The 25,434-nt window shown below is 70.9% G+C and carries 27 protein-coding genes and 10 pseudogenes; 17 read left to right on the forward strand and 20 right to left on the reverse strand.

The genetic code is table 11. The annotated features are described in order from the left end of the window. Positions 1 to 180: 180 nt before the first annotated feature. The 5 genes and pseudogenes from ACRAWC_RS24770 to ACRAWC_RS24790 form a co-directional block, all read left to right on the forward strand. Complete coding sequence (locus ACRAWC_RS24770; RefSeq protein WP_431349990.1) at positions 181 to 672, forward strand: MOSC domain-containing protein; 492 nt, start codon at positions 181 to 183, stop codon at positions 670 to 672. Positions 673 to 806: 134 nt separating this feature from the next. Continuing rightward, a pseudogene (locus tag ACRAWC_RS24775) lies at positions 807 to 860 on the forward strand (hypothetical protein); the annotation flags it as partial. A gap of 502 nt (positions 861 to 1,362) precedes the next feature. Then, positions 1,363 to 1,473 carry a hypothetical protein gene (locus tag ACRAWC_RS24780; protein ID WP_431349991.1) on the forward strand — a complete coding sequence of 37 codons (111 nt, stop codon included), beginning with the start codon at positions 1,363 to 1,365 and terminating at the stop codon, positions 1,471 to 1,473. A 418-nt stretch (positions 1,474 to 1,891) separates the two neighbouring features. Beyond that, positions 1,892 to 2,368 (forward strand): helix-turn-helix domain-containing protein, encoded by a 477-nt coding sequence (locus ACRAWC_RS24785; RefSeq protein WP_431349891.1) that lies wholly within the window; start codon positions 1,892 to 1,894, stop codon positions 2,366 to 2,368. 122 nt (positions 2,369 to 2,490) lie between these two features. Then, positions 2,491 to 2,859: pseudogene (locus ACRAWC_RS24790) on the forward strand (LysR substrate-binding domain-containing protein); the annotation flags it as partial. A 206-nt stretch (positions 2,860 to 3,065) separates the two neighbouring features. Here the strand turns inward: ACRAWC_RS24790 and ACRAWC_RS24795 are convergent. The 3 genes and pseudogenes from ACRAWC_RS24795 to ACRAWC_RS24805 form a co-directional block, all read right to left on the reverse strand. Continuing rightward, positions 3,066 to 3,934: pseudogene (locus ACRAWC_RS24795) on the reverse strand (aldo/keto reductase). Between the two features lie 31 nt (positions 3,935 to 3,965). Beyond that, a pseudogene (locus ACRAWC_RS24800) lies at positions 3,966 to 4,595 on the reverse strand (aldo/keto reductase). A 91-nt stretch (positions 4,596 to 4,686) separates the two neighbouring features. Beyond that, positions 4,687 to 4,845 (reverse strand): hypothetical protein, encoded by a 159-nt coding sequence (locus ACRAWC_RS24805; protein WP_431349892.1) that lies wholly within the window; start codon positions 4,843 to 4,845, stop codon positions 4,687 to 4,689. Positions 4,846 to 5,408: 563 nt separating this feature from the next. On the opposite strand from ACRAWC_RS24805, the gene ACRAWC_RS24810 reads away from it, so the two are divergent. The 3 genes and pseudogenes from ACRAWC_RS24810 to ACRAWC_RS24820 all read left to right on the forward strand — a co-directional run bounded on the left by ACRAWC_RS24810 (position 5,409) and on the right by ACRAWC_RS24820 (position 6,418). Continuing rightward, positions 5,409 to 5,723, forward strand: coding sequence for an MBL fold metallo-hydrolase (locus ACRAWC_RS24810; protein ID WP_431349893.1), 315 nt, complete (start codon positions 5,409 to 5,411; stop codon positions 5,721 to 5,723). 96 nt (positions 5,724 to 5,819) lie between these two features. Continuing rightward, a pseudogene (locus ACRAWC_RS24815) lies at positions 5,820 to 5,996 on the forward strand (type II toxin-antitoxin system Phd/YefM family antitoxin); the annotation flags it as partial. Between the two features lie 266 nt (positions 5,997 to 6,262). Continuing rightward, on the forward strand, positions 6,263 to 6,418 hold the full coding sequence (locus ACRAWC_RS24820) for a hypothetical protein (protein WP_431350024.1): 156 nt from the start codon (positions 6,263 to 6,265) through the stop codon (positions 6,416 to 6,418). 12 nt (positions 6,419 to 6,430) lie between these two features. On the opposite strand, the pseudogene ACRAWC_RS24825 reads toward ACRAWC_RS24820, so the two are convergent. The 6 genes and pseudogenes from ACRAWC_RS24825 to ACRAWC_RS24850 form a co-directional block, all read right to left on the reverse strand. Beyond that, positions 6,431 to 6,684 (reverse strand): annotated as a pseudogene (locus tag ACRAWC_RS24825) (glutaredoxin family protein); the annotation flags it as partial. Positions 6,685 to 6,693: 9 nt separating this feature from the next. Then, on the reverse strand, positions 6,694 to 7,356 hold the full coding sequence (locus tag ACRAWC_RS24830) for a nucleoside/nucleotide kinase family protein (protein ID WP_431349894.1): 663 nt from the start codon (positions 7,354 to 7,356) through the stop codon (positions 6,694 to 6,696). Next, positions 7,353 to 7,859 (reverse strand): hypothetical protein, encoded by a 507-nt coding sequence (locus tag ACRAWC_RS24835; RefSeq protein WP_431349895.1) that lies wholly within the window; start codon positions 7,857 to 7,859, stop codon positions 7,353 to 7,355. The genes ACRAWC_RS24830 and ACRAWC_RS24835 overlap by 4 nt, the downstream gene beginning before the upstream one ends. Positions 7,860 to 7,881: 22 nt before the next feature. Further along, positions 7,882 to 8,118, reverse strand: a complete 237-nt coding sequence (locus ACRAWC_RS24840) for an alpha/beta fold hydrolase (protein WP_431349896.1) — start codon at positions 8,116 to 8,118, stop codon at positions 7,882 to 7,884. Positions 8,119 to 8,344: 226 nt separating this feature from the next. Then, positions 8,345 to 9,646, reverse strand: a pseudogene (locus ACRAWC_RS24845) (MFS transporter). Positions 9,647 to 9,651: 5 nt separating this feature from the next. Beyond that, on the reverse strand, positions 9,652 to 10,083 hold the full coding sequence (locus ACRAWC_RS24850) for a MarR family winged helix-turn-helix transcriptional regulator (RefSeq protein WP_431349897.1): 432 nt from the start codon (positions 10,081 to 10,083) through the stop codon (positions 9,652 to 9,654). Positions 10,084 to 10,215: 132 nt separating this feature from the next. Between ACRAWC_RS24850 and ACRAWC_RS24855 the strand changes: the two are divergent. The 4 genes and pseudogenes from ACRAWC_RS24855 to ACRAWC_RS24870 all read left to right on the forward strand — a co-directional run. Beyond that, positions 10,216 to 10,536 (forward strand): annotated as a pseudogene (locus ACRAWC_RS24855) (alpha/beta fold hydrolase); the annotation flags it as partial. A 70-nt stretch (positions 10,537 to 10,606) separates the two neighbouring features. Continuing rightward, positions 10,607 to 11,032: an alpha/beta hydrolase gene (locus ACRAWC_RS24860; RefSeq protein ID WP_431349898.1), complete on the forward strand. Its 426-nt coding sequence runs from the start codon at positions 10,607 to 10,609 to the stop codon at positions 11,030 to 11,032. A 66-nt stretch (positions 11,033 to 11,098) separates the two neighbouring features. Next, complete coding sequence (locus tag ACRAWC_RS24865; protein WP_431349899.1) at positions 11,099 to 11,278, forward strand: hypothetical protein; 180 nt, start codon at positions 11,099 to 11,101, stop codon at positions 11,276 to 11,278. An 80-nt stretch (positions 11,279 to 11,358) separates the two neighbouring features. Next, entirely contained in the window at positions 11,359 to 12,408 is a 1,050-nt protein-coding gene (locus ACRAWC_RS24870; RefSeq protein WP_431349900.1) for a lipoate--protein ligase family protein, read from the forward strand. Positions 12,409 to 12,422: 14 nt separating this feature from the next. Here the strand turns inward: ACRAWC_RS24870 and ACRAWC_RS24875 are convergent. After that, a pseudogene (locus ACRAWC_RS24875) lies at positions 12,423 to 13,552 on the reverse strand (glycerate kinase). A 71-nt stretch (positions 13,553 to 13,623) separates the two neighbouring features. Between ACRAWC_RS24875 and ACRAWC_RS24880 the strand changes: the two are divergent. Next, positions 13,624 to 13,995: a hypothetical protein gene (locus ACRAWC_RS24880; RefSeq protein WP_431349901.1), complete on the forward strand. Its 372-nt coding sequence runs from the start codon at positions 13,624 to 13,626 to the stop codon at positions 13,993 to 13,995. On the opposite strand, the gene ACRAWC_RS24885 is transcribed toward ACRAWC_RS24880, so the two are convergent. Then, positions 13,955 to 14,239: a GNAT family N-acetyltransferase gene (locus tag ACRAWC_RS24885; RefSeq protein ID WP_431246267.1), complete on the reverse strand. Its 285-nt coding sequence runs from the start codon at positions 14,237 to 14,239 to the stop codon at positions 13,955 to 13,957. The genes ACRAWC_RS24880 and ACRAWC_RS24885 overlap by 41 nt on opposite strands. Before the next feature lie 183 nt (positions 14,240 to 14,422). On the opposite strand from ACRAWC_RS24885, the gene ACRAWC_RS24890 reads away from it, so the two are divergent. Next, positions 14,423 to 15,010 carry an RNA polymerase sigma factor gene (locus tag ACRAWC_RS24890; protein ID WP_431349902.1) on the forward strand — a complete coding sequence of 196 codons (588 nt, stop codon included), beginning with the start codon at positions 14,423 to 14,425 and terminating at the stop codon, positions 15,008 to 15,010. A 54-nt stretch (positions 15,011 to 15,064) separates the two neighbouring features. On the opposite strand, the gene ACRAWC_RS24895 is transcribed toward ACRAWC_RS24890, so the two are convergent. Together ACRAWC_RS24895 and ACRAWC_RS24900 are read right to left on the reverse strand one after the other, a co-directional pair. Continuing rightward, a complete protein-coding gene (locus tag ACRAWC_RS24895; protein WP_431246270.1) occupies positions 15,065 to 17,356 on the reverse strand; it encodes an ATP-binding protein in 2,292 nt (763 codons plus the stop codon). A gap of 1,090 nt (positions 17,357 to 18,446) precedes the next feature. Continuing rightward, a complete protein-coding gene (locus ACRAWC_RS24900; protein ID WP_431349903.1) occupies positions 18,447 to 18,656 on the reverse strand; it encodes a hypothetical protein in 210 nt (69 codons plus the stop codon). Between ACRAWC_RS24900 and ACRAWC_RS24905 the strand changes: the two genes are divergently transcribed. Then, a complete protein-coding gene (locus ACRAWC_RS24905) occupies positions 18,637 to 19,536 on the forward strand; it encodes a S1C family serine protease (protein WP_431349904.1) in 900 nt (299 codons plus the stop codon). The genes ACRAWC_RS24900 and ACRAWC_RS24905 overlap by 20 nt on opposite strands. Positions 19,537 to 19,542: 6 nt before the next feature. On the opposite strand, the gene ACRAWC_RS24910 is transcribed toward ACRAWC_RS24905, so the two are convergent. The 6 genes from ACRAWC_RS24910 to ACRAWC_RS24935 form a co-directional block, all read right to left on the reverse strand. After that, complete coding sequence (locus ACRAWC_RS24910) at positions 19,543 to 19,824, reverse strand: hypothetical protein (RefSeq protein ID WP_431246272.1); 282 nt, start codon at positions 19,822 to 19,824, stop codon at positions 19,543 to 19,545. A gap of 202 nt (positions 19,825 to 20,026) precedes the next feature. Then, positions 20,027 to 21,154 (reverse strand): LamG domain-containing protein, encoded by a 1,128-nt coding sequence (locus ACRAWC_RS24915; RefSeq protein ID WP_431349992.1) that lies wholly within the window; start codon positions 21,152 to 21,154, stop codon positions 20,027 to 20,029. Next, complete coding sequence (locus ACRAWC_RS24920) at positions 21,112 to 22,050, reverse strand: RNA polymerase sigma factor (protein WP_431349905.1); 939 nt, start codon at positions 22,048 to 22,050, stop codon at positions 21,112 to 21,114. Before ACRAWC_RS24920 ends, ACRAWC_RS24915 begins: the two co-directional genes overlap by 43 nt. Positions 22,051 to 22,207: 157 nt before the next feature. Next, positions 22,208 to 22,351 (reverse strand): hypothetical protein, encoded by a 144-nt coding sequence (locus tag ACRAWC_RS24925; RefSeq protein ID WP_431349906.1) that lies wholly within the window; start codon positions 22,349 to 22,351, stop codon positions 22,208 to 22,210. A gap of 238 nt (positions 22,352 to 22,589) precedes the next feature. After that, positions 22,590 to 22,955 (reverse strand): hypothetical protein, encoded by a 366-nt coding sequence (locus ACRAWC_RS24930; protein ID WP_431349907.1) that lies wholly within the window; start codon positions 22,953 to 22,955, stop codon positions 22,590 to 22,592. Positions 22,956 to 23,069: 114 nt separating this feature from the next. Next, complete coding sequence (locus tag ACRAWC_RS24935) at positions 23,070 to 23,237, reverse strand: hypothetical protein (RefSeq protein ID WP_431350025.1); 168 nt, start codon at positions 23,235 to 23,237, stop codon at positions 23,070 to 23,072. On the opposite strand from ACRAWC_RS24935, the pseudogene ACRAWC_RS24940 reads away from it, so the two are divergent. Next, a pseudogene (locus ACRAWC_RS24940) lies at positions 23,182 to 24,823 on the forward strand (DHA2 family efflux MFS transporter permease subunit). The gene ACRAWC_RS24935 and the pseudogene ACRAWC_RS24940 overlap by 56 nt on opposite strands. On the opposite strand, the gene ACRAWC_RS24945 reads toward ACRAWC_RS24940, so the two are convergent. Next, entirely contained in the window at positions 24,820 to 25,104 is a 285-nt protein-coding gene (locus ACRAWC_RS24945) for a hypothetical protein (protein ID WP_431349908.1), read from the reverse strand. The pseudogene ACRAWC_RS24940 and the gene ACRAWC_RS24945 sit on opposite strands and share 4 nt — an antisense overlap. 11 nt (positions 25,105 to 25,115) lie before the next feature. Here ACRAWC_RS24945 and ACRAWC_RS24950 point away from each other — a divergent pair, with 11 nt between their 5' ends. Beyond that, positions 25,116 to 25,349, forward strand: a complete 234-nt coding sequence (locus ACRAWC_RS24950; protein ID WP_431349909.1) for a MarR family winged helix-turn-helix transcriptional regulator — start codon at positions 25,116 to 25,118, stop codon at positions 25,347 to 25,349. Positions 25,350 to 25,434 lie beyond the last annotated feature (85 nt).

Below are 25,434 nucleotides of genomic sequence, written 5' to 3' on the forward strand. Positions count from 1 at the left end.
TCGCCCCGACCCGCTGGAACTGGGCCCCCTGGCGTGCTGGGCCGATGGCGGAGATTCTCGCGGTGTGCCGGGTGGAGCAGCTCCTCCACGACTCGGGGACGATCGGCGTGACGGGCCACCAGGGACGAGCGGCCCGTCGCGCGGCGGCTGCGCGTGCGTCCGCCGGGACTCCACGGCGACGTGCAGGCGGACCGCAAGCACCACGGCGGCGCCTCGAAGGCGGTCTACGCCTATGCGGACGAGGACGCTGGCAGTTCTGCGTGGAGCGGCTCGGCCGGCGCTATCCCGCCGGGCCTGTTCGGCGAGAACCTGCGGACGGCCGGGGTCGACGTGAACGGAGCCGAGATCGGGGAGCGCTGGGCGATCGGCGACGAGCTGGTGCTGGAGGTGACCTCGCCCCCGCACACCGTGCGCGACGTTCCAGCGGAGGATGCGCGAGCCTCAGTGGGCGAAGCGCTTCGACGGAGGAGGGGCGGACGGGCGCGCGCACTTCTCGGTCGTGAAGTCGGGGAGCGGCCGGGGCCGGCGATCCCGGTCCGCGCGGGTCTCCGTCCGGGGCCACGGCGTGACGATCGCGCCGTGGTTCACGGGCGCGGATGCGCGACAGGCGGATGCGGCCGGAGGCGGCGGAGGCGGCCGGCTCCAGTCGCGTTGGCGCGCGAGATGGCATGAGCTCGATCGCCTCGGTGCGCAAACGGCATTTACTTCGTTGTTGACGAGCGGAACTTGCAAAGAGCAAGCTAGGCGCATTGGAACCGCTCACCTCACCCGTTTGGTGCACAGCCGTGTCAGCCTGGGCGATCTTCGTGAACTTCACGACGAACGACCTCGACCGCTCGAAGGCCTTCTACGAGGCCCTCGGCTACAGGACCAACCCGCTGTTCACCGACGAGAACGCCGCCTGCGTCGTGCTCAGCGACACGATCTACTTCATGGTGCAGGACGCGCGACTTCGTACGCCACCTTCACCGACAAGGAGATCATCGACCCGCGCACCCAGGCCGGAGCCTCCATCGCCCTCAGCCAGGACTCGCGCGAAGACGTGGATGCCATCATCGCCAAGGGCCTCGAGGCCGGCGGCTCGGAGCCGCGCCTCGGCGGTGACCACGGCTCGGCGTACTCCCGCGACCTGGAGGACCCGGACGGCAATGTCCTGTCCTTCCTCTACATGGCTCCCGCAAGCCGCAGAGAAGGCAGCCCGGATGCGGCGTGCATGGCCGAGCAGAAGCCGGCGCACCGGCTCAGGGCTGACGACCGGATGGGCCAGCGACGCGCCCCGCGCGGGTTCGGTCAGTACGGCGGCGTCGCGCGCGGCGGTCGAGCGGGTCGGCGAACGGTGGGCCTCGCCTCATCGTCCGCGACCTGCTCGCCGGCGCCCGCCGCTACAGCGACCTCAAGGCCGGGCCGCCGCGCATCCCCACCAACATCCTCAGCGACCGGCTCACCAAGGTGAGCCGCAGCAGGCCGGCGTGATCCGGCGCACGTCCCGACGGCGCGCGGCGGGCACGAGCTCACCACCACGGTCGGGGCGCGAGCTCGAGCCGGTCGTGCTCGCACCCGAGCGCTGGTGGTGGGCGCTGCCGGAGGAGGTGCGGCCGAGGGGGACGTGCTCACGGCCGACGCGCTGGCGGTGATCGCCGACGGTGGCCTTCCGGGCGACCGGAGCGCCGAGGGCCTGCCGGTCACGGAGTACGTGCCTTCACGTCGGCGAGACGTCCGTGGAGCGCCATCGTCGACGGGAGGGCGCTGGACGTGATGGATGTGGGTCCTGGCACCGCCTTGCCGCAGCCCCAGCGTCGCGTCGCCCACGAGACGCCGGTGGATGTGCTCTGCGAGTTCGGGGTCGCCCGCGAGGACCTGGGCGGCCTGGCTCGCCGGCGGGATCGTCGCGGTGCGGGTGCTCGCCGGCCGGGACGAGCTTGCCGAGCCCGGTTCCGAACGCACGTTCCACCTGAGCGATCGCTGCGCCCGGGGCGGACGAGGCGCCCGCCGCTTCCTGTCGCCTGAGGCGCATCGCGTCGCGGCTGGCGATGCGCCGGCGACTCAGCAGGTACAGATCGCTGAATCGGGAACTGCGGGCCGAACTCGCAGCGACTTCGCCGCCGTCGCCGAAGAGCGCCATTTCACCCGCGCCGCGAGCTGCTGCGGGATCTCGCAGGCCGGGGCTCAGCGCATCCATCTCGGCTGGCTCGAGCAGGAGAGCCTCGGCACGTCGCTCTTCGCGCGCAGCACCCGCCGCGTCGAGCTGACGGGTGGCCGGGCAGGCGCTCCTGGGCTCGACTCCGTCCGAACGCTGGCGAGCGCCGCCGCCGCGGCGGGATGCGGTCGCGGCGGTCCGCGGGTCAAGCTGCGCGGGCGGCTGACGTGATCGGCGCCGAGCCGTTCCCGATCCGTCGACCTGCCGGCCGAACTTGCGGGGTTCCTGCACGGCCAACCCGGGCGTGGAGGTCCTCCGGCTCCGCTGGCCTCGGGCCTGCGAGGAGCTGGTGGATGACGTCGCAGGCGGACGAGCGGCAGCGCGTCGCCCTCGTCGTCGACACCGGCCACGCTCCCGCGGGCGTGCGGTTCCGCCGCTTGAGCACGCAGGACATGCGTGGCGGCTCCGCCGCCCGCAGCACCATTTCGCGGCCGAGGAGAGCATCCCGCTGGAGAGTCTCGCGCGGGGAGCCGCTGGTCGGCTTCCAGGAGGGATGGGGCGCCCAGGCGACTCCGGCGGCGCGTTCGCGGCGGCCGGGTCCGGACTACCGGGCGGCGATGGAGGTCAACGACGTCCATCCGCTGCTCGACCTGGTCGGATACAACCTCGGTGTCGCCGTGGTCCCGGCCAGTTTCGCCCTGAAGCGGCCGGACGCCCTCCGGGCGGTGCGCCTGCAGGGAGCCCCGGCCTGGACCGTCGCCGTCGCGGTCGCCGACCAGCCGAGCCCTGCCGCCGCCGTGTCCTCGCCCAGCTCGAGCCCGCCCCGGCCCCGCGCCCGCCGCGTCGCTCGCCGCCCCAGCGAAGAATTCCTGAGCGTTCGCGGCGCAGGGCGCGTCGACCCGAACAGCTCAGGAACAGATGGCGTGGGTCAGGCGGCGTTGAGGGCGGAGAGCTCCTCGGGGTCAGCTCCACGTCGACGGCCGTGACCGAGTCGCGGATGGTCTCCGGCCGCGATGAGCCGGATCGGGATGACGTGCGGGTTCTGCGCCAGGTGCCACGCGAGCGCGGCGACCTGGGGGCTGATCCCGCGGGCGTCCGCCACATCCTTGAACGGCTCGAACCGGCTGCCGAGGTCGCCGGCCGAGGTGATGCCGCCGAGCGGACTCCATGGCAGGGAAGGCGATGCCGAGCTCGTCGGCGAGGCGCAGCTCCGGCTCGCTGGAGCGGAGCGCGGGCGAGAACTGGTTCTGGACCGACACCAGCCGGCCGCCGAGGATGCTCGTTCGCCTCCCGGATCTGCTCCGGGTTCGCGTTCGAGATGCCCGCCATGCGGATCACGCCGTCGTCGAGGAGGTCGCGGATGGCGCCCACCGAGTCGGCATAGGGCCACCTCGGGATCGGGCCGGTGGAGCTGATACAGCGCCGATCGCGTCGCCGCCCAGACGGCGCAGCGAGCACTCCTTCGCGGCCTGCTTGAGGTACTCCGGGCCGGCCGTTCTGCGTCCATGAGCCGTCGCCCGGACGCAGGTGACCGCGCCTTGGTCGCGACGAGCACGGTGGAGGCGTCCCCGCTCCAGGAGCGCAGCGCCTCCGCGATGAGCTCCTCGTTAGTGGCTCGACCTCGTCCGCGTGCAGGTGGTACGCGTCCGCGGTGTCGATGAAGGTGATGCCCTCATCCAACGCGGCGTGGATGGTCCTGATCGAGCGCTCGCGGTCCGGTCGTCCCTCGATGGACATGGGCATGCCGCCCAGGCCGATGGCCGAGACCTGGACGTCTCCGATGGTGCGTGTCTTCACTGCGTCTCTTCCGTTCTGTTGCTGCCCAGGGTCACCAGGCGTAGTCCTCGGGGGCCGGCTTGTGGCCCGGGAAGATCTCGTCGATCCGTGCGAGGGCGGCCTCGTCGAGATGGATGTCGAGCGCGCGCAGGCCGCCCGTCGAGCTGCTCCTGCGTGCGCGGGTCCGATGATCGCCGGCTCGGCCACCGGGACGGGTGAGCAGCCACGCCAGTGCCAGGTCGCCCGGCTCGTGGCCCAGCTCTTCGGCGAAGGCTTCGTAGGCCTCGATGGCGTCGCGGTGCTTCTCCAGCGTCTCCGCCGCGCGGCCCTCCAGCCGCCGCTTGCCCTCGTTCTGCTTGCGGACGACGCCGCCGAGCAGGCCGCCCTGCAGGGGAGACCAGGCGATGACGCCGAGGCCGTTCTCCTGTGCGGCGGGCAGCACCTCCAGCTCGATCTCGCCGGGTCAGGGAGGTTGTAGATCGACTGCTCGCTCGAGCCAGTCCGAGCAGGTTGCGCCGGCGGGCCTCGGCCTGCGCCGTGGCGATGTGCCAGCCGGCGAAGTTGCTGGAGCGGCGTACGGAATCTTGCCCTGCGCGATCGCGGTCTCGATGCCCTGCCAGATCTCGTCCCACAGGGTGTCCCGGTCGATGTGGTGGAACTGGTAGATGTCGATGTAGTCCATCCTGCAGGCGCTTCAGGCTGGCGTCGAGCGCCCGGCGGATGTTCAGCGCCGACGAAGCGGCCCTCGCTTCGGCCAGTCGCCCATGTCGCCGTCAGAGCTTCGTGGCGAGCACCGTGCGCACGCGCCGCCTGCCGCCCTGCGCGAACCAGTTGCCGATGATCGTCTCGGTCGCGCCCTGCCCAGGTGCTGACCGTACGGCATTCGGCGGTGTCGAGCAGTAGTCGATGCCGGCGTCGTGCGCGGCGTCCATCGATCCGATGGGGAATCCTCCTCGGTGGTCCGGGTCCCGAAGTTCATCGTGCCGAGGACGAGGCGGTAGAACCTTCAGGCCCGGACCGGCCGCAGGTGATATGTACTCCATGGGCGCTGACTCAACGCCTGCGCCGAGTCAGTTGTCCAACAGGAGAAGTGGATGGGATTGCGCGGCCGGGGCGATCAATCCGGCGACCAGGCGTGCGGGACCAGCATCCCAGCATGCGAGGTCATCGAGAGCATCCACCGCCTCGACGATGGTGCGAGGGCGAACGCCTACCTGATCGAGGCCGACGATCGCGCACGGTCGTCGTGGACATGGGGGTCGCCTCCGGCGCCGACGGGCTCGTCGCCGAGCTGCGCGCGAGCGCGCATCCCCTGGATCGCGGATGTGGTGGTGACGCACTACGACCCGGATCACATCGGCTCCGGCGGCCGCTGTGCAGCGCGAGACGGGAGCCACCGTGTGGCTGGGAGCGGCGTGATCGGCGCATCGTGCGCGGCGAGGTCCCCACCCACGCGGACGCGCGCGCCTCATGCGCTGGATCAGCCGCCCGGGACGTGCGGACCTGCCTGGAGCTCACCGAGCTGCCCGACGACGCCGAGACCGAGATCGTGCCGGGGCTGGTCGTGATCCCGGCCCCGGGGCACACGCCGGGACATCACATCGTGCGCTGGCGCGGCGTCGCCTTCATCGGCGACGCCGGACTGGTGTCGAAGGGCCGGCTCGTGCACCTGCCGGGTCCGCTGATCTCGGATCGCGCTCAGGCGGACGCGACGCTCGCCGCGATCACGGCGCTGCGTCCGCGCCTGGTGCTCCCCGGGCACGGCCGCCCCGGCCGTCTCGACCGACCTGACCCCGCGGGCGGCTCGTAGATGTTATGTCTACGCTGCGCTAGCATGGGCTCATGATCGAGACCGCACCCTCACCCCACAGCATCACGGTGGGGCAATTGCGGCCAGAACCCGACGCCTATGCTCGACAAGGTGCAGGACGGGGAGACCTATATCATCACGAGCCACGGCCGTGCGATCGCTGACGTGGTCCCGCATGAGGGTTCGGGATGGGTCCCCGCCGATCGGGTGCGCGCACTTCCTGGCCGTTCCGGGCGATCTGGGATGGGCGGAAGAGATCCGCCAGCAGCGTGACGGCGCCGATCTTCGCAGCCCATGGGCATGAGGGTCGTACTCGACACGAACGTTCTCATCACGGGTGGCTTTACCGTTCCGGATGGCGTCACGGAGGTGGCGGTGTCGTCGATCAGCTTCGCTGAGATGGAGCAGGGGATCGTCCGCCCCGGGCTCGTCGGCGGCGACGGTCGCAGAACGGGCGACTCCACCTGCTTGAGCTTCGACGGGCGTTCGGGCGAGGGCTGGCTTTCGACGACCTCGCCGCGCAGTACTACGGCCGCATCGTGGAAGCCGTCTACGCGGCGGGGCGCAACCCGCGAGGGCGGATCGCCGACCTGATGATCGCTGCAGTGGCGCGCGCGAACGACGCCGCGGTCGTGACGCACAACGTCGACGACTTCGCCGGCCTCGGGCGCATCGTGCACGTGATCCGCGCCTGATCGACGGTTCGAGGCGCGCAGGGCGGCCTCGAGTTCGGGATCGGTCGGCTCCACGAGGTGGCGTCCGTCGGGGAAGACGACGACGGGGATGTTCGTGCGACCGCTGATCCGCTGGGCGCGGTCGGCCTCCTCCGGGCGTGCGACGAGGTCGATGTACTCGTAGTCGGCGCCGAGGCGGTCGAGGAGGGACTTCGAGCGGATGCAGTCGCGGCACCAGTCGGCGCCGAACACGGTGAGGCGGTCGAAGGTCGTGTCGGGGAGGTCATCGCTCCAGGCTAAGCGCTCCCGGCTGGGAGTCCGGCGGTGCCGTCGACGACCAGCGTGGCGCGCGGCCGCGAGGCTTCGATGACGAGGGCGTTGGCGCCGTCCACATCGCGCGCCCAGGCGGTCGCCGCCTTAACCGTCCGCCCGTGCCGCGTGTGCCGGTCGACGAGGCGCCGCATCCGCTCGTCCTCCGGCGTCGCCACGAACCAGCTCTCCGCGAGCAGCGGCGGGATGCGCGACCACGGGTCCTGGTCCACCAGCACGTAGTTGCCCTCGACGACGACCAGACGCGTCTTGGGCGGAACAGGGATGGATCCGGCGACGGGCTCGTCGACCGTCCGCTCGAAGGCCGGGGCGTAGACGACGTTCGCCGTCTCGACCAGCACCCGCTGCAGCAGGGCCACGAAGCCCCACCCGTCGAACGTGTCGATCGCACCCTTGCGATCGTGGCGGCCGAGCGCATCCAGAGTCGCGTTGGCCAGGTGGAAGCCGTCCATGGGCAGGTGCACCGCCGCCCCGGCGCCGCCGAGCTCGTTCACGCGATCGGCCACCGAGCGGGCGAGTGTGGTCTTGCCCGAGCCGGGGCTCCCTGCGATGCCGAGCAGGGCGCGACCCCCGCCCTCCGGGGCGAGGGCGAGCGCGCCTGCGCCAGTGCGGTCAGAGTCGGCGGTCATGCGATGGTCCCCGACCGGGTCGCGAAACCGCTGATGGCCTCCGCCATCCGCTCGGACGACTCCGGGCCGCCGTGGCCCTCGCCCTCCACCACGATCAGGCGGCTGTCAGGCCACGCGCGATGCAGCAGCCACGGGGTGATGACAGGCCCGCTCACGTCGTGCCGGCCATGGATGAGCACCGCCGGGATGTGCGCGAGTTCGCCGACGCGGTGGAGGATGGCCCGCTCACCGGGCAGGAACGCGTCGCTCGCCCGGTAGTGGGTCACCAGGGTCGCGAACACCTGCCGCTGCAGCGGGTCCTCGTGCAGCGGCCCGGGCACGAAGTGGGGATCCAGGGAGACGTGCGTCGACTCCCACGCGTCCCAGGCGTCGGCGGCTGCGGCCCGTTCCTCGAACGTCCCGGTCGCCAGCACCCGGGCGTACGCGTCGATCACACGCTCGCCGGGGCGCCTGCCCGGCAACGCGCTCGAGCGTCTCCACGCCTCGGGGAAGATGCGTCCCATCGTCTCGTCTCGGTGATCCAGGTCACCTCGTCGCGTCCGGTGGTCGTGACAGCGCCGGAGCACGATGGCTTCCACCCGATCGGGATGCTCCAGGAGCATACGCCAGCGCGAGCGTCGAGCCCCACGACCCGCCCGTGACGATCCAGCGGTCGATGCCGAGCTCCTCGCGCACCAGCTCGATGTCGGCGATGAGTGCGTCCGTCGTGTTCTCGGGAAGGCGATCCAGCGCATCCACCACCAGGGCGTGCTGCGACCGCACCCGCGCTGGTCGATGCCGACGAGACGGAAGGCGGCGGGGTCGTACCGCTTGCGGTAGTTCCCGGTGCCGAGGCCGGAACCCGGGCCGCCGTGGAGCCAGAGCGCGGGCACGCCTCCGGGATTGCCGCTCGTCTCCCAGTAGATGCTGTCGCCGCCGGGGTTGCGGACGTGGCCGCTCGCGTACGGTTCGGTCGCAGGAAACACCCCCGCACCGTATCGCACGAAGGTCAGGACGCGCGGGTCGCGGTCGCCTCGGCCTCTTCGAGTTCCTCGCGGGCGACCTCGCGCGGGGCGAGCACGAACCGCGGCCGCGTCCCGCCGAACCGCACCCGGAGGCCGCGGTACTTCACGAGGTAGAACACGCCGACCAGGGCGGCCGCGAAGCCGCTCGCGGCGCCGACGCCCATCGCCCAGCGGGGCCCGAACGTATCGGCGACCCAGCCGACGATGGGCGCACCGACGGGCGTTCCGCCCATGAAGATCGCCATGTAGATCGCCATGACGCGGCCGCGCAGCACCGGGTCGGTGGTCATCTGAACGGTTCCGTTCGCCGTGGTCATCAGGGTCTGCGACGAGATGCCGACAACGATGAGGGCCGCGGCGAAGAGCCAGTACGTCGGCATCACGGCGGCCAGGGCGCAGCCGAAACCGAAGAACGCCGCGCCCGCGAACAGCAGCGAGACCCGCGGGCGGTCCCGCCGGGCGGACAGCAGGGCGCCGACGACCGACCCGATGGCCATGATCGACGACAGGATGCCGTACTCGCCCGCGCCCTGGTGGAACACGCTCACGGACATGGTCGAGATGAAGATCGGGAAGTTCAGGCCGAAGGTGCCGATGAGGAACACCATGACGAGGATGACCATGATGTCGGGCCGCGTCCGCACGTAGCGGAAGCCGTCTACGAGGCCGCCGCGCGAGCGCTTCGGCCCGCTCCGCCCGGTACAGCTGCTCGCGCCGCAGCATGGCCAGCGACAGCAGCACCGCGCCGAACGTCGCCGCGTTGATGAGGAACACCCAGCCGGCGCCGATCGCGGCGGTGAGCAGTCCGGCGACCGCGGGCCCGACTGAGGCGGGCGACGTTGAACGAGGCGGAGTTCAGGGCGACCGCGTTCGACAGGTTCGGGCCGGCGACCAGCTCAGACACGAACGTCTGCCGTCGCCGGCGCGTCGAAGGCGGCGACGACGCCGAGGAGCAGGGCGAACAGGTAGACGTGCCACAACTGCACCGCACCGGTGACGGTGAGGATGCCGAGCCCGAGTCCCAGCGCCCCCATCGCGCCCTGCGTCATCATCAGCAGCCTGCGGCGGTCGAGCCGGTCGGCCGCCCATCCCGTCACCGGCAGCAGGAGCAGCTGCGGACCGAACTGCAGGGCCATCACGAAGCCGACGGCCGACGCGTTGTTGTGGGTGAGCTGGGTCAGGACGATCCAGTCCTGGGCCGTCCGCTGCATCCACGTTCCGACATTCGAGACGATCGCGCCGGCGGCCCAGATGCGGTAGTTGACCCCGGCGAGGGAGCGGAACATGGAACTCACGAGTCGGCGAGCTCCTGCATGATCTCGGCGGCGGCTGCCAGGGTCGCCCGCTGCTCGGGGCTCAGCGTGCGAACGCGCTGCTGCAGCCAGGCGTCGCGGCGCTCGCGCGTGACGGTCACCAGCTCGATCCCGCGGTCGGTGGGCACGACGACCACCTTGCGACCGTCGGCGGCGTCGGCGGTGCGCTCGACGTAGCCCGCCGCCTCCAGGCGGTTGACGGCGCGGTTCATCGACGGCGGCTTGACCCGTTCGAACTCGCTGAGGCGCCCGATCGTCCCGGAGCCCTCGCTGACGAGGTACGCCAGCGTCGCGGTCTGCGAGTCGCTGAGCTCGTCGTCCTCCTTCTCCGCGCGCAGGCGGCGCGAGAGCCGGGCCACCGCGATGCGCAGGAGGCCGCTGAGCTCGTGAGGAGACAGATGTTGCTTCATGTTCATAGCTAGCTTAGCAAATTAGTCAGGCTAACTAAACCTCCCGGACGCTCTCACTTCCGCCAGAATGAGCCCGTGCAGACCGAACAGGACCGGACCTTCGACGCGGACGGCGACCGCATCCACTTCGATGTGTACGCGCCTGCGACGGGCGCGACAAGGCCGGGCGCGGTCGTACAGCTGGCACACGGAGTCGGCGAGCACGCCGGACGGTACCGGCAGGTGGCGACGCACCTGGCCTCCGCCGGGTACCTCGTCTACGCGGACGACCACCTCGGTCACGGTCGCACGGGCATGGATCAGTGGAAGGGCGACGCCTCCCACCTCGGCCGGCTCGGGCCAGGAGGTCTGCGCGCGGCGGTCCGCGACGTCCACCTCTTCTCCGACCTGATCCGCGCCGAGAACCCCGAGCTGCCCCTGGTCTTCGTCGGACACAGCTGGGGGTCGCTGATCGGCCAGATGCTGCTCAACCGCCACAGCGACGAGTACGACGCGATGGTGCTCTCGGCGCACGGCGTACCGGGTGCTGGGCTCGATGAACGGCGGCGACCTCAACAAGCGGCACGCCCACCTCGGAACGACCGGTGCCGAGTGGCTGAGCCGCGACCCCGCGGTCGCACAGGCGTTCGTCGACGACCCGCTCTGCACGCTCACGCCGTTGCAGAAGCTGTTCGGGACCCTCGACGCTGCTCGCCTGCTCGGACGGCCTGCGCGGAACCTCGCGCACGACCTCCCCGTGCTCATCCAGGTCGGATCGGAGGACCCGCTCGGCGGACCGGTCAGCGCGCGCAAGCTCGAACGGGCTTACCGGATGCGATCCGGCCTCACGGACGTGACGACCATCGTCTACGAGGGCGCCCGCCACGAGATCTTCAACGAGACCAACCGCGAGGAGGTCTACGCCGATCTCACCGCGTGGCTCCTCGAGCGGTTCCCTGCGCGAAGCTGACGCGCTGGGGCTGCCCTCTATCGCATCCCCTCGCCGCGCGCGCACACTGGTGCCGAGGAGGCCACCATGGGAAACCGCATCGCATTCGGCCTGTCGCATCTCGCACCGATCGACAACCCGGCGACGGTCGGCGGGCACGGCGAGATCCTGACCGCGATCTTCGTCATCCTCGGGCTGCTGATCGTCATCCTGCTGATCGGGTTCGGTGTGACGCTGGCCCCGCCGTCCGGACAAGCAGCTGGATGAGTGGGGCAACCCGACCGGCGCCCCGCCCGCCCCGCCTCCGCACTGATCCTCTGGGCCGCCGTCGGTCGTAGGCTGGGGGCATGCATGGTGAGTACAAGGTCCCGGGGGGCAAGCTCGTCGTCGTCGACCTGGAGGTGGTGGACGGCAGGATCTCGGAATTCCAGCTCGCCGGAGACTTCTTCCTCGAACCCGACTCCGCGCTCGAGGCGATCAACACGGCCGTGAACGGACTGCCCGCCGAGGCCGACGCGAAGACCATCGCCGCTGCCGTGAAGGACGCGCTCCCCGAGGGTGCGAGCCTGCTCGGCTTCTCGCCGGAGGCCGTCGCGGTGACGGTGCGGCGGGCGCTCGCGAAGGCGACCAGCTGGCGCGACTACGACTGGCAGATCGTGCACGCCAAGGCGGTCTCGCCGCAGATGCACCTCGCACTCGACGAGGTGCTCGCCACCGAGGTGGGGGAGGGCGGCGCGGCCCTGACGCTGCGGATCTGGGAGTGGGACGAGCCCGCCGTGGTCATCGGCAGCTTCCAGTCGGTCAAGAACGAGGTCGACCCCGAGAACGCCGCGAAGTACGGCATCCAGGTCGTCCGCCGCATCTCCGGCGGCGGCGCCATGTTCATGGAGGCGGGATCGGTCGTCACCTACTCGATCTACGCGCCGGCCGATCTCGTGCAGGGCATGAGCTTCGCCGACAGCTACGCCTTCCTCGACGAGTGGGCGATCGTGGCGCTCAAGTCGCTCGGCATCGACGCCGTCTATCAGCCCCTCAACGACATCACGAGCCCGTCGGGCAAGATCGGCGGCGCCGCCCAGAAGCGGCTCGGGTCGGGAGCGGTGCTCCACCACGTCACCATGAGCTACGACATGGACGGGCAGAAGATGACGGAGGTGCTCCGCATCGGCCGCGAGAAGATCAGCGACAAGGGCATCACGAGCGCGGCCAAGCGCGTCGACCCGTTGCGCAGCCAGACCGGGCTCAGCCGCGCCGAGATCATCGAGCAGATGAAGCTGACCTTCAAGAGCCTCTACGGCGCGACCGAGGGCGACCTCACCGATGCCGAGTACGCGGCGGCCGAGAAGCTGGTCGCGGAGAAGTTCGAGACCGAGGAGTGGCTCTACCGCGTCCCGTGACGTCTCGACGTCCGTCACCCCGGTCGGCGTGCGGCCAGCACTTCGCCCGCGCGGCGCGCCCAGCGCACGGTGTCGGCGACGGACGCCTCGACCGATCCGGCGAGGCTGCTCAGCTCGACCTGATCGGCGAAGCCGGCCGGATCGGCGGCGATCGACCCCGCGACGAGCAGGACAGGCGTGCCGGCCGCCGACGCGAGCGATGCGACCTCTGCGGCGACCTTGCCCTCGCGGGTCTGCTCGTCGAAGCGGCCCTCCCCGGTGATCACCAGGTCCGCCTCGCGAATGGCGGCGGGCAGACCGAGGCGTGCCGCGACCTCCTGCGCCCCGGCACGGAAGTCCGCGCCCCACAGGGCGAGCCCGAAACCCGTCCCTCCGGCGGCGCCCGCGCCGGGGCGTACGCTCACCGCGTCGGCGTCGGGGCGGCGTGTGGCGACGCACCGCACGAACCGCGTCAGGTTCCGCTCCAGGGTCTCCACCTCCGCAGGCGAGGCGCCCTTCTGCGGGCCGAACATCCGCGCGGCGCCGCGCTCGCCGAGCAGGGGGCTCCGCACATCCGTCAGGAGGGTCACGCCGTCCTCGGGCGTGCGTCGCAAAGCGGTGAGATCGACGTGGGCCAGCGAGGCGAGCCCGGCGCTCCCGGGCGGGATGGGCCCACCCTCTCGTCCGTCAACCGTGCGCCGATCTCCTGCAACGCCCCCGACCCTCCGTCGCTGGTGGCACTGCCGCCCAGTCCGATCAGGATGCGCGTCGCCCCCGCATCGAGGGCGGCGACGATCAGCCGGCCGAGCCCCCGGGTATGCCCGTCGAGCGGTCGGAGGGGATGCATCAGCCCCAGACCGCTCGTCTGGGCGATCTCGAGCACCGCCGTCGGCCCGCCATCCGAACCGGTCGGCGGAAGCAGGGCCCAACGGGCGCTGACCGGGCGTCCATCCGGCCCTTCGACCGCCGTCGACCGCCCGGCGGCGCCGGGAGCGGAGGCGAGGAACGCATCCACCGTGCCCTCACCGCCGTCGGCCATGGGGAGGCGCCGCACGTGGTCCGCCGGGCGCACCGCGCTCCACCCTTCGGCGATCGCGCGGCTCACGGCATCCGCATCCGCCGACCCCTTGAAGGAGTCGGGAGCGATGACGACGCGCAGGTCCACGAGTCGAGATGCTACCCGGGCACGCGGCCCATCCTCAGAAAGCCCACAGCTGCTCCGGTACCCTGGAGGGCGTGAATTGGTGGGTCGTGGGGATCATCGGGGCGTTCATCGCCCTGATCGTCGTCGCCGTCAAGCTCGGCTGGATCGACCTGTCCAACAAGGCGCAGCGCGGGTCCGGCACCACGAGCGGGGCCATCGGCGGCTCGTTCGACGAGATCTTCGCGCCCGCCCGGCACGAGGCCCAGCAGGAGATGGACCGGCAGTCGCTGCTCCCCGCGCCTGCTCCGTTGCCCGGCGACGGCGGCGAGGACGGCTGGTCGGGCGGCAAGATCACCATCGACCTCGGGCGCGCCGGTCACGGGCAGCGCGTCGAGGGGCGCGAGCCCAGCGAGGACGGCCGCGCTAGCGCTTCTGCAGCTCCGCGTAGTCGGGGTGCGAGCTGAGCCAGCTCCGCACGTAAGGGCACGAGGCGATGACCCGCCGGTCGGAGTTGTCGCGCACGTCGTCGAGGGCGGTCTGCACCAGTGTCGAGGCCATGCCCTTCTCGCGCTTGGCCTCATCCACTTCGGTGTGCGTGAAGACGATGGCGCCCTCGCGAAGCTCGTACTCGGCCAGGCCGATCACCTCGCCGTCCTGCAGAAGGACGTAACGGGACTGCTCCGGCTGGTTCTCGACGCTCAGGCTCATGCGGCCACGCTACCCGTTCGCAGCGGCGTCAGGATGCCGGGGGTACGTCGTCTCTGACAGTGGGGAGGGAGACGCTCTCGGTAGCGGCTGCGTAGTCCTGCGGTTCCGGACGGCGGACCACGCAACGGACTCTGAGGACATCGGATCGGGAAGCTCCCGAGCCGCGATGACCGAGGAGACAGGATGACCGCCACCGCCGTCCGCCCGACCGACCTGGAGCTGCTGCAGCGGGTGCGACTGGGCGATCGGGCGGCCTTCGGCGAGCTGTGGAACCGCTATCAGGGCTGGGCGCATCACCTCGCCCGCACCACCACGCACCGGTTCGACCCCGAGGACATCGTTCAGGAGGCGTTCGCCAAGGTGCTGCGGTCGCTGCGCAACGGCAACGGCCCGACGGAGGGCTTCGCGCAGTACCTGCGCATCGCGGTCCGCACCGTCGCTTCCTCGTGGGGGGCGCGCGAGTCGCGCGCGACCCTCGTGCCCCTCGCCGACGACACGGCCGTCGGGTCCTACGTCGTCGAGGTGACCGACCTCGGTGAGCTGGAGCGGCCGTTCCGGAGTCTGCCGGAGCGATGGCAACGCATCCTGTACCTCACCTGCATCCTCGACCTGCCGCTGGCCGCGGTCGCCTCGGCGATGGGGCTGACCGTGGGCGCCGCGACGGCGCTCGCCGCGCGAGCGCGGAAAGGCCTGCGCGCGGCGGCCGGGCCGGCGGTCGCGCCGGCGAGGGGGTCTGCCGAAGCCGACGGAGAGCTCGCGCTCGCCGCCTGAATGTCCGCCCCGGAGGGCATGCGCCGCAGCCATGTCCTCCGGGTGAGCGGTCCGCTACGCGGCCTGGTCGCGGTACCAGAGCGCGAGTTCGGTGCGCGACCGCAGACCCAGCTTGACCAGGGCGTTCTGCACGTGCGATTCGACGGTGCGGATGGAGACGAAGAGGCGACGCGCGATGGCCTTGTTGGTCTCGCCGCCGGCGACGAGCGCGGCGACCTGCGCCTCGCGTGGCGTCAGCGAGGAGACGCGCGAGACCGCGAACGCGTCGACGGGCATGCCCGCGCGCGCGTGGGACTCGACGACGCCGTGCAGTGCGAAGTCGATGCTCTCCTCCTCGCTGAGGGCGGCGCCCTGGCCGAAGGCGCGCTCGAAGGCGACATCGCCGAGTCTCTGCCGCAGTGCGCGCTCGGTCGCCTGGCGGTCGTAATAGAAGGGCGGGTAATTCGAACGGATGGCGCCGATGTCCTTCCAGCGCGCCGCAGCCGCGCCGAGGAGGGTCGCACCGCGCGCCGGATGCGCCCCGTCCCGCGCCACATCGGCGAGCAGCTCGAGGGCCTGCGCGACACCGAGGCCGTTCCCCAAGCCGCGCTTCAACACCAGCGCGTCGCGGGCGTCCCGCTCGGTGGTCGCCAGGTCGCCCGCGGCGGCGCACGCGGACGCACGCGTGGTGAGGGCGAAGGACCGCTCGAATCGGTCGCCGACGGCGCGCGCCCGCTCGGCGATCGCCTCGTCCACCCGGTCGCCCTCCTCCCGCTCGCCGAGCGCGTGAAGCCGCGCGGCCAGCCGCTGCGGGGTGTTGGTGCGTCCGAACCGGTACGCCTCCTCGCCGAGCTCCGCCATGAGCTGCCGCAGCATCCCGGCCGCAGCGGCGTCGTCGGTCTCGGCGACCTCCGCGGCGCTCCGGACCGCGACATCGCACTCGCGCGCCAGCGGGGTGCCGGCCGCTCCCAACCGCTTCTGCTCCGCCCTCGCGGCCTGCAGCTCGTCGGCAGCGAGCCCCGGCTTGTCCGTGAGCGCGAAGACGACCGCGCGCAGCGCATGTCCGAGCGCTCCCCAGAACGGCGTGGGCCGCCCGGAGGCGAGCGCGATCCCCAGCCATGCCGCCAGCTCGTCCGCGCTCCCGTGCAGCACCCAGGCTTGGCGCCAAGCGGTGACCGTAAGCTCGACGGCCGCGTCCACGTCGCCGAGGGACGCGGCGGTCGCCACCGCACGCCGGATGTTCGGGATGTCGCTCCGGAGCCGGCGGAGGATCTCCGGCTGCCGGCTCCCGAACCAGTGGTCCTCCGCGTCGTGCAGGCGCAGCAGCAGGCACCCGACGAAGTGATGCCCGGCCTCCTCGGGATGCTGCGCCCGCTCGGCGCCGAACTCGCGCAGCGCAGGCAGGAGCTCGTAGCGCACCCCGTCGCCGGCCCGGCGGCGGTGGACCACCGAGCGTCGGATCAGCTGCTTGACGGCGACGGACGCCTCGCGGTGGCCGCCCGCCGAGAAGCGTGCCATCGCCTCCCCGAGGTCGAGATCCCAGCCCGGCGCCAGCAGAGACAGGTCGCTCCACACCCGCCGCTCGACCGGGCTGCAGCGCTCCCAGCTGTCCTCGACGGCTGCGCGCAGCGACCGCGAGGCAGGGTCAGCCGGCTCGAGGGTGGCCAGCTGGTCGTCCATGCGTCCGGCGAGGGTCGCCGCATCCATGAACTGCAGTTGCGCGGCGGCCAGTTCGATCGCCAACGGCACCCCGCCTGCGGCCTCGCAGATGCGCACGACCTGCGGAAGGGTCTCGTCGTCGAGAGCGAACAGGGCGTCACCGGACGCGGCCCGCTCGGCGAAGAGGCGGACGGCGTCGCTCGACCGGGTGAGATTGCGGCGCGCGAACGGCCCGATGGCGACCAGGGCCTGGGCGGGCGAGGTCAGCGGCTCCCGGCTGGTCACGATGAGACGGATGCCGCTGCACGCCACCAGGAGCGCGCCGACCACGGCCGAGGTCTCCGCGACCGCCTCATCCACGTCATCGAGCAGCAGCAGCGCGTCGTCGTGGCCGATCGCGGCGATGACGGCGGTGAGCGCGTCGGCCGCCGGGTCCACCTTCAGTTCGTGCGCGATGGCAGAGGCGACATCCGTCCCATTGCCGCGCAGATCGACGTACCAGACGCCCGACACCGACCGGGACATCCCCTCGGCGGCGGCGATCGCGAGCCGGCTCTTCCCGACACCCGCCGCTCCGGTGACCGTCACCAGACGCGCCGACGACTGCAGCAGCCGACGGATCAGGGAGACCTCCTCACGGCGGCCGATCAGCGGATCGAACCGTGCAGGCAACCCGTGCGTCGAATTCGCGTCATGGTCGGGGCGCATCGTCCGTCTCTATCCACGGAAGCTTCTCTCGGGCAGGAGCTTCCCCGCCCCGGGGGTGGAGGGCCCGCTGCGTTTCGGGTTCGCGCGGGGATCCTCCACCCCCCACGGCTACAGGTGGGGCTGGTACGGCGCCCACGTGTCGAGGTCGTACTCGAGTTCGATCCCGGAGTACAGGCGGACGACCCAGCGACGCGAGTCACCGCCGGCGAACTGACCGGTCACAGGTCTCTCTGACCCAGTCGCCCTGCTTGTTCCTGCTCCAGCGGATCAGCCCGACATGCTCCCTCAGCCGGGGAGGGTGCGGTGGATGGATGTAGTCGTTCTCGTCGAGCATCGTGGTTTCTCCTTTCGACCGGTGCGTCCCCCGACGCGCGCGGTGCAGGGTCATAGGTGCATGACGGATGGCGAAGCGCGCACTACTCCAATTTCGTGAGAGTTCATACACGGTCATCGCCCGACGGCCCGCGGCCCAGCTCGTCGACCGGCCAATCGAGCTCCATACCGGAACGCAGGCGGACGCGGACGAAGCCGTCGACCACCTCGGCACCGTCCACGTCCGGGTGCGCCAAGAATCGAGCCCGAACCCCGTCGGGCTCCTGCCCCCGGAGCCGACGCACCGTCATCCGTCACCGTCCCCACCTCTCCCCAGGCGTTGTGAAGGCGTTTCACGAGTAGCTTGAACCAGAGCCCGAGGAAATGGCTAGGCAGGCGAGGAAATCACGTCGTGCGCGGCTCCGTGCCGGTGTACCGGTAGATCACTTCGCGGGGCCAGTCGTCGGCCGCGACGAGTTCGTACACGTCCATCGTGTCGTCGTCGGGCCCGTCGACCGGCACGCGCACCCGGACCGGCGGCCGCGACTCGAGGTTCGGCAGTTCGATCGACCGGTCCCGCGTCGGCTCCCCGAATGGATGAGGAACGCGACGAACGTCTCCTCTCCGGAATCCATGCATTCACATTAGCTCGGTGGTGTCCGAGGGAGTAGCCCAGACGCGACTGTCTAGCCAGCGATACGCGAACGACGTCACGATGGCCGCGGTGAGGGGGAAGGAGGCGGCGGACATGACGTCCTGCAGGTCGTAACCGTGAGCATCAGCCCGGTCGCTTCCCCACGTGGGCGATCGTCCTCCTTGCCGGGCTCGGCGCGGTCGTCCTGTTCGGAGCGGGGTGCTCGGCGGGCTCGCCCTTCGGTCGGCGGGCTCCCTGGAGCGGGACGGCCGCGTCGCGCCTCACGACGGCGACCTCGCCCTCGGTCTGCGACGCCGAGCGGGTCGCCGCGGACGTGCTCCCGACGATCGTCACGATCGGGGTGACCTCCGCCGACGGTTCCGGGGGCACCGGCAGCGGCGAGATCATCACCTCCGACGGCTACATCCTGACGAACAACCACGTGATCGCCCCGGCGGCGGAGGGCGCCGGGATCGTGGTGATCTCCACCGATGGCACGAAGCGCCCGGCGCACCTCGTGGGCCGATCGGAACGAGCGGACATCGCGGTCGTCAAAGTGCAGGCGACGGGACTGCCCACGATCCAGCAGGGCGACTCCAGCACTCTGAAGGTGGGACAGCCGGTGGTGGCGCTCGGTGCGCCGCTGGGCCTGTCGAGCACGGTGACGACCGGCGTGGTGAGCGCGCTCGGCCGAACGGTGCCGGTCCAGAGCGACAGCGACCGGAACGCGGTGCTCGCCGACGCCATCCAGACCGACGCCAGCATCAATCCGGGCAACTCCGGGGGAGCGCTCGTCGATTGCGGGGGACGGCTGATCGGCGTCAACTCGGCCATCGCGACCGTTCCGAATGCGACGGGCGTGGCCGGTGGGGGCAGCGTCGGGATCGGCTTCGCGGTGCCCGAAGCCGTCGCGATGCGGATCGCGGAGCAGATCATCACGACGGGGAAGGTGACGTATCCGATCTTCGGCGTCGCGGTCACGCCCATCCAACCAGGTGACGACGGCGACGGACGAGGCGGGCTCTACGTGGAATCCGTCACGCCGGGCGGACCGGCGGCGGAAGCGGGCCTGCGGGCCGGCGACATCATCACGGCCCTGGACGGCGAACCCGTGGGCAGCGTGGACGACCTCACGGCCATCCAGCTGACCAGCGTGCCCGGTGATGCGGTCGAGGTGACGTACGAGCGGGATGGTGGGAAGAAGACCACAACGGTGACGCTCGGCGAGGGATGACGTGCCCTACGCCGGGCGGTCGATGCCGGCGGCGGCCTTGAAGCGGTCGATGATGCGGTAGCTGTCGCCCGGGCCGTTCTCTTCGATGCGGACGGTGTCGTAGACACGGAAGTCGAGGTCGCGGAGCTCGCTGAGCCGGTCGGCGCGTTCATTCAGCAGGGCGGACCGCAGAGGGGAGGACGGATCGCGCGGGATCAGGGGTGTGACGAGCTCGCCACGCCACCCATCGGTGCTGGCGCTGATGAGCCGGGCCGCGCGCTCGCGTGGGTTCCAGCGGGTCGCCCTCATCTCGTCCTCTCAGGTCATGGCCGGTGGTGCCGTTCGCGGCGGTTGGGGTCGGAGTGGTCCGGCGGGCCCGATACCCGACGGGTGAGCCGGACCACTCCGGGGAGACAACGTCCGAAGGGGTTGCTCCGAGGAGAGCGCCAAGCCCGAAAAGCGCTCTCACGTAATGGAGACGTCGCCGCGGCCGGATCATGACGCGGCGACGTCATTTACACAGGTTCCATTGAGCTTCGACCTGCGCTGCGCTGAGTGCCGTGCGGTACACCGCGGCGTAGGCGAGGCTGCCGCCTACTGTCCTGCGCGACGGCGTGTCGGGGCCCCAGCTGTCGAGGTTGTCGAATCCGATGCGCCAGACGCCCGAGTACAGATGGCCGTGCTGGGACGTCGGGTCATGCGCCACCCGTGACCCGTCGACGTAAAGCGACATGCCTTCGCCGGAGAGGGTGGCGGTGGCCTGGTGCCAGCGGTCGTCTGCGTAGCCCGCAGGTGAGGCGAGCGTGCGAACGGCACCCGGGAAGACCCCGAACTCCACGCGGCCGTCGTCGGTGAGGAAGAGGTGACGGTCGTAGTACACCGACAAGCCCTGCGTGGAGGAACTGAAGCCGAGGAGACGCCCGCCTCCTGTGGTCACCCGGAACCAGATCTGGATGGTGAAGTCATCCGTCGGCTCCCGGACGACGCCATCGCTGAGCGACCACCCTTCCGTCGTACGCGGGCCGTCGTACTGCGCGGTCGCCCCGTGCACGAGGTCGGCAGCGGTGGTCGAGCCGAGAGGGTCATCGAGCCGGTAGGCGAACAGGGTGTCCGCGGCGGGGATCGCGCGGATGGCTGACTCGCATCCGGTGGCCGGTAGCTCGGGCGTGGACGGTTCGGGGGTCGGGGTTGGGGCGGGCGTCGGCGTCGGGGCGGGCGTCGGCGTGGGCGGTTCGGGTGTGGGGGTGGGCGACGGGGTCGGTGGTTCGGGTGTGGGGGTGGGCGACGGGGCCGGTGGTTCGGGAGTCGGGGTCGGCGACGGGGACGGCGGTTCGGGCGTCGCAGGGGTGGACTCGCCCCTCGTGGCGTCGGCGGGAGCCGGCGCCGGGGACGCCGACGGTGCTCCGCCTCCCAGCGTGGGCCTGCCGTCGGTGCGACCGCCCCGGAGGTCGGCTTCGGGGCCTCGGTCGACCCGCCGGTCGCAGTCGGTGCGCTCCCTCCAGGCGGCATGCGGGTCCGCCTTCCGCTCGGGTGCGGCGGTGTCCGTTCGGGCGGAGGCGAACTGCGTGGTCGGCGCCGCGACCACCGCCCCGGCTGTCAGCACGGCGGCGGCGACGACGCTGGCCGCGACGGTCGCCATGCCCGCGTTGGACCCGGAGGCCGCCGTGTTGAGCAGGTGTCGGAGGCGGCCGCCCTGGCGCGCGCCCCGCGTGCCGGCCGGCAGGGTGGCTGCCACTGCGCTGCCCGACCTCGAGCTGGTCCAGGTGACGTAGGCCGAGGCGCCCGCGATGCCCAGGAACAGCGGCAGGATGCCCAGCGCGAGTCGTGAGCCGACATGGTCCGCTTCATTCGCCGCGTCGGCGCAGGCGTCGCGGTGGTCGAGGTGCTCGGCCACCCGCCGCCGGTCCGCTCCGAGAGCTTGCCGCGCACGTAGGAGCCCAGCCGCTTCAGGGTCCAGCTGTGCGCGGGGTCGTCCTTGGGCGAGTCGGCGAGGTGGGCGTTGATCCAGGCCTGCCGCAGGCCCTCCCGCGCGCGGACGGCGAGTGCCGACACGGCATTCGGGGTGAGCCCCAGGATCGGCGCGACCTCCCGCGGCGCCATGTCTTCGACCTCGGTGTACCAGAGCACCTCCTGCCAGCTGTCGGGCAGGTCGTAGAACGCCTTCGCGATCGTCTCGCGCTCGATGCGCTCGAGTGCGGTCAGCTCGCTGAACGTCCAGTCTTCGATGATGTCGGGGTCTTCGATGTTCGGCGTCGTCTTGCGCCGCGACCAGTCGATGGCGACGTTGCGAACGGTCGTCGCCAGATAGGAACGGAAGCCCGACCTCGGCCCACCGCCCTTCTCGACCGCCTTCAGGATGCGCGTGAACGCCTCCGACGCCAGATCGTCGGGGTCGAATCGGCCTGTGACGGAGGCGGCCATGGCCCGCGCCGCGTGCCAGTGGCGCTTCCAGAGCACCCCGTAGGCGGCGGTGTCGCCCTCGCGGGCGAGGGTGAGCAGCTCGGCGTCGGAGAGGTCGTCGAGATCACAGGTCATAAGGTCGGGTTTCCTTACGGGCAGTACAAGGGTTCTCTTCTAGAGACGTGACCGATCGCAGATCGTGACGCGCTCTTGAGAAAAAGTCGCGTCGGTTTCGACGCGCTCCGTCAGAAGAGACCCGGGTACGGCCTCGTAAGCCGACGCGGTAGGGGTGTTAGCGGGGCGTTGCGTACTCCGGCTGCGCGGCATCGGCGCGCCGGGAGAGTCCACGGGTCGCGAGGTTCCAAAGCCCCGCGATGAGGATCGCGCCCGCGACGCCGTTCAGGACGCCGCCCACCACATCGGTGCCGTAGTGCACACCGACGTAGAGCCGCGACCAGCCGACGGCGAGCGACGAACAGGGCGCCGAGCACCAGCACGATGGTGCGGGAGCGGGCGCCGGCGCACACCATGGCCAGCGCCGTCACCAGGGCGGCCGCGAACACGACGTGCCCGCTCGGGTAGCTCAGGGTCGCAGGCGAGATGTGCAGGAGGTGGGTGAGCCCGCCCGTCGAGGGGGCGCGGCTGCGCGACGACCGTCTTCACGACGAGGGTGGTCAGCCAGCCGGCGCCGTCGTGACGCACGCACCAAGAGCCCGGCGCCATCCGACGACGAAGAGCAGCACCACGAAGACGACGGCCAGGATCCCCGCCACGACCACCGGGTGATCCAGCCGGTCGAGTATGAGCGCGGCGTCATCCAGCAGTGGGGAGTTGACGCGGTTGACCGCCGCGTCGAGCCCGTCGAACCGAAGGGCGGGAACGACCTTCGCGACCAGACCGAGTGCGATCGTGACCGCGAAGAGCACGATCGTCCACACGATCCAGTGGGCGGGGGTGGCCAGCGACCAGGTGCGCGTGCGAGGGAGGGCATGCTCCGAGCGTAGGGAGAGGCGGCAGCCGAACGCTGAAGAAGCGCTCATCCACTCTTAGAGGACGTTCATCCTGGCCCGCTGAATTCTGCAGTCACGGAAGTATTGCAGCGGCGCATAGCGTTAGTTGACTTCAGTCACCTATCTGAATATGGTTGATGGCAGTCAACAAATTGCGCGAAGGATCTCTATGTCCACCACTCTCACCAGAGACGACGCACCGGCGGCGATGTCCCACCGCCAGGTGCTCGAATCCCTCTCCGGGCTCCTGCTCGGGATGTTCGTCTCGATCCTCGCGGGCACGGTCGTCTCGACGTCGATGCCCCGGATCATCTCCGAACTCCACGGCGACCAGAGCGGCATACACCTGGGTCGTGACCAGCACGCTGCTCGCGACCACCGTGTCCACGCCGATCTGGGGAAGACTCGCCGACCTGCTCAACCGCAAGCTGCTCATTCAGCTCGCCCTCGGTCTGTTCGTGGTCGGCTCGGCGCTGGCCGGCTTCTCGCAGGACACCGACGATGCTCGATCGGGTTCCGCGTCGTTCAGGGCCTCGGCGCCGGCGGCCTGACCGCGCTGGGCCAGATCATCATGGCCGATATCATCAGCCCGCGCGACCGCGGTCGCTACATGGGCCTCTTCGGCGGCATCATGGCCGTCGGCACCGTCGGCGGACCGCTGATCGGCGGACTCCTCACCGACTCGGTCGGCTGGCGCTGGAACTTCTTCGTCGGCGTTCCCGTCGCCGTCGTGGCCATCATCCTGCTGCAGATCACGCTGAAGCTGCCGAAGCGGCCGGCACGAAAGGTCCGCATCGACTACCTCGGCGCCGCCTTCCTGGCCGCGGGTGTCTCGCTGCTGCTCATCATGGGTCTCCCTGGCGGGCAAGGACTTCGACTGGAACAGCGCCCAGACGTACTGGATGGTCGGCGGAGCGGTGGCCCTGCTCATCGCCTTCCTGGTGACGGAGTTCCTGGTGAAGGAGCCCATCATCCCGCTCGGCATGTTCAAAAACCGCACCTTCACGCTCGCGGTGATCGCATCCATCTCGGTCGGCGTCGCGATGTTCGGTACCTCGGTCTACCTCGGTCAGTACATGCAGCTGGCGCGTGGCGCGACGCCCACCGAGTCCGGCCTGCTCACGCTGCCGATGATCTTCGGGCTGCTCCTCTCCTCGATGGTCGTAGGTAACCTCATCAGCCGGTTCGGCAGATGGAAGGGCTACATGATCGTCGGCTCCGTCCTGCTGACCGTCGGGCTCTACCTCATGAGCACCATCGCATACGACACGAACTACGTCGTCGTCTCGGTGTACATGCTCATCCTCGGCGCCGGCGTCGGCATGGTCATGCAGAACCTCGTGCTGATCGTGCAGAACACAGTGCAGCCCGAGCAGCTCGGCGCAGCCAGCTCCAACGTCGCGTTCTTCCGCAGCCTGGGCGGCACCATCGGCGTCTCGGTGATGGGAAGCGTGCTCGGCTCGACGGTCGTCAACCTGATGAGCGACCGCAAGGACGACCTGCTCGCCGCCGCCGCGAAGAGCGGCACCGCCGGCATCGCGGCGCTGAAGTCGCTGCAGAGCGGGAGGCTGCCGGAGGTCGACACCTTGCCGACCGGGATCCGCACCATCGTGGAGTCGGTCTACGGCCAGGCGGTCGCGGGTATCTTCCTCATCGCCGTACCGCTTGCGATCGTGACGATCATCGCCATCCTCTTCCTGCCGAACATCACCCTCGGTACGAAGACGGCGATCGAGCGGATGAAGGAGAAGGAGTCGGGCGCCGACACCCCGCTCGAGGCCGCCGAGGAGAACGCGCTGGAGGTGGCGGAGGCGCTCATCGGCGCGCCCGTCACCGGCTCGGTCGCTGCGGTCCGGCAGGGGCGCGGCGACGCCCCGGCCGCTGAGAGCGGACGCTAGACGGTCACGTTATGATCGCGGCCATGGACAACACGGGACGGGTGGCGGCGGGCGACGCGGCCACCCGTCCGGCCGCGCGGCGACAGCGCCGGCTCGACGGACCGGGCGATCGCCGAGGTGGAGGAGCAGTTCACCCGGCTGTTCAACCAGGTGGGCACCGCGATGCGCGAGCGTGCGTCGCGCATCCACCCCGACCTCCAGCCCGGCGGGTACAAGCTGCTCAGCACGATCGTGAGGAACGGCCCCGTCCACGCCGGCGACCTGGCGGCGATGCTCTTCACGGACGAAGAGCGTGATCAGCCGGCAGCTGCGCTTCCTCGAGGAGGCCGGCTTCGTGGAGCGGCAGACCGACCCGACCGACCGGCGTGCCAGTTTCATCGCGGCGACCCCGGAGGCGATCGAGAAGGTCAACGAGGTGCGGGCCGCCGACCAGGCCAACCTGTACCGCAGCCTCCGGCGCTGGGATCAGGACGACGTGCAGCGGCTTGCCCAGCTGCTGGAGCGGCTGAATGAAGTGGGCCGCTGACGCCTCGCGGTGACGATCCCGGCTGACGCTGGTACCCTTCGTCGGGTATGCATTCCGCATCCGCCCCCTCCGCCCCCGCGGCCGC

It is taken from the genome of Leifsonia sp. L25, assembly GCF_050632895.1.

Bases quoted from the DNA above. Each gene is read 5' to 3' on its own strand.
- ACRAWC_RS24915 (WP_431349992.1), bottom strand. From the start codon at position 21,154: ATGGCGACCGTCGCGGCCAGCGTCGTCGCCGCCGCCGTGCTGACAGCC.
- ACRAWC_RS24930 (WP_431349907.1), bottom strand. From the start codon at position 22,955: ATGAGCGCTTCTTCAGCGTTCGGCTGCCGCCTCTCCCTACGCTCGGAG.
- ACRAWC_RS24835 (WP_431349895.1), bottom strand. From the start codon at position 7,859: ATGGGACGCATCTTCCCCGAGGCGTGGAGACGCTCGAGCGCGTTGCCG.
- ACRAWC_RS24850 (WP_431349897.1), bottom strand. From the start codon at position 10,083: ATGAAGCAACATCTGTCTCCTCACGAGCTCAGCGGCCTCCTGCGCATC.
- ACRAWC_RS24890 (WP_431349902.1), top strand. From the start codon at position 14,423: ATGACCGCCACCGCCGTCCGCCCGACCGACCTGGAGCTGCTGCAGCGG.
- ACRAWC_RS24870 (WP_431349900.1), top strand. From the start codon at position 11,359: ATGCATGGTGAGTACAAGGTCCCGGGGGGCAAGCTCGTCGTCGTCGAC.
- ACRAWC_RS24830 (WP_431349894.1), bottom strand. From the start codon at position 7,356: ATGACCGCCGACTCTGACCGCACTGGCGCAGGCGCGCTCGCCCTCGCC.
- ACRAWC_RS24805 (WP_431349892.1), bottom strand. From the start codon at position 4,845: ATGGACGCCGCGCACGACGCCGGCATCGACTACTGCTCGACACCGCCG.
- ACRAWC_RS24910 (WP_431246272.1), bottom strand. From the start codon at position 19,824: ATGAGGGCGACCCGCTGGAACCCACGCGAGCGCGCGGCCCGGCTCATC.
- ACRAWC_RS24865 (WP_431349899.1), top strand. From the start codon at position 11,099: ATGGGAAACCGCATCGCATTCGGCCTGTCGCATCTCGCACCGATCGAC.
- ACRAWC_RS24920 (WP_431349905.1), bottom strand. From the start codon at position 22,050: ATGACCTGTGATCTCGACGACCTCTCCGACGCCGAGCTGCTCACCCTC.
- ACRAWC_RS24885 (WP_431246267.1), bottom strand. From the start codon at position 14,239: ATGAGCCTGAGCGTCGAGAACCAGCCGGAGCAGTCCCGTTACGTCCTT.
- ACRAWC_RS24895 (WP_431246270.1), bottom strand. From the start codon at position 17,356: ATGCGCCCCGACCATGACGCGAATTCGACGCACGGGTTGCCTGCACGG.
- ACRAWC_RS24935 (WP_431350025.1), bottom strand. From the start codon at position 23,237: ATGATCCGGGGCATCGACGTCGAGACGACCGTGCCCGCGAGGATCGAG.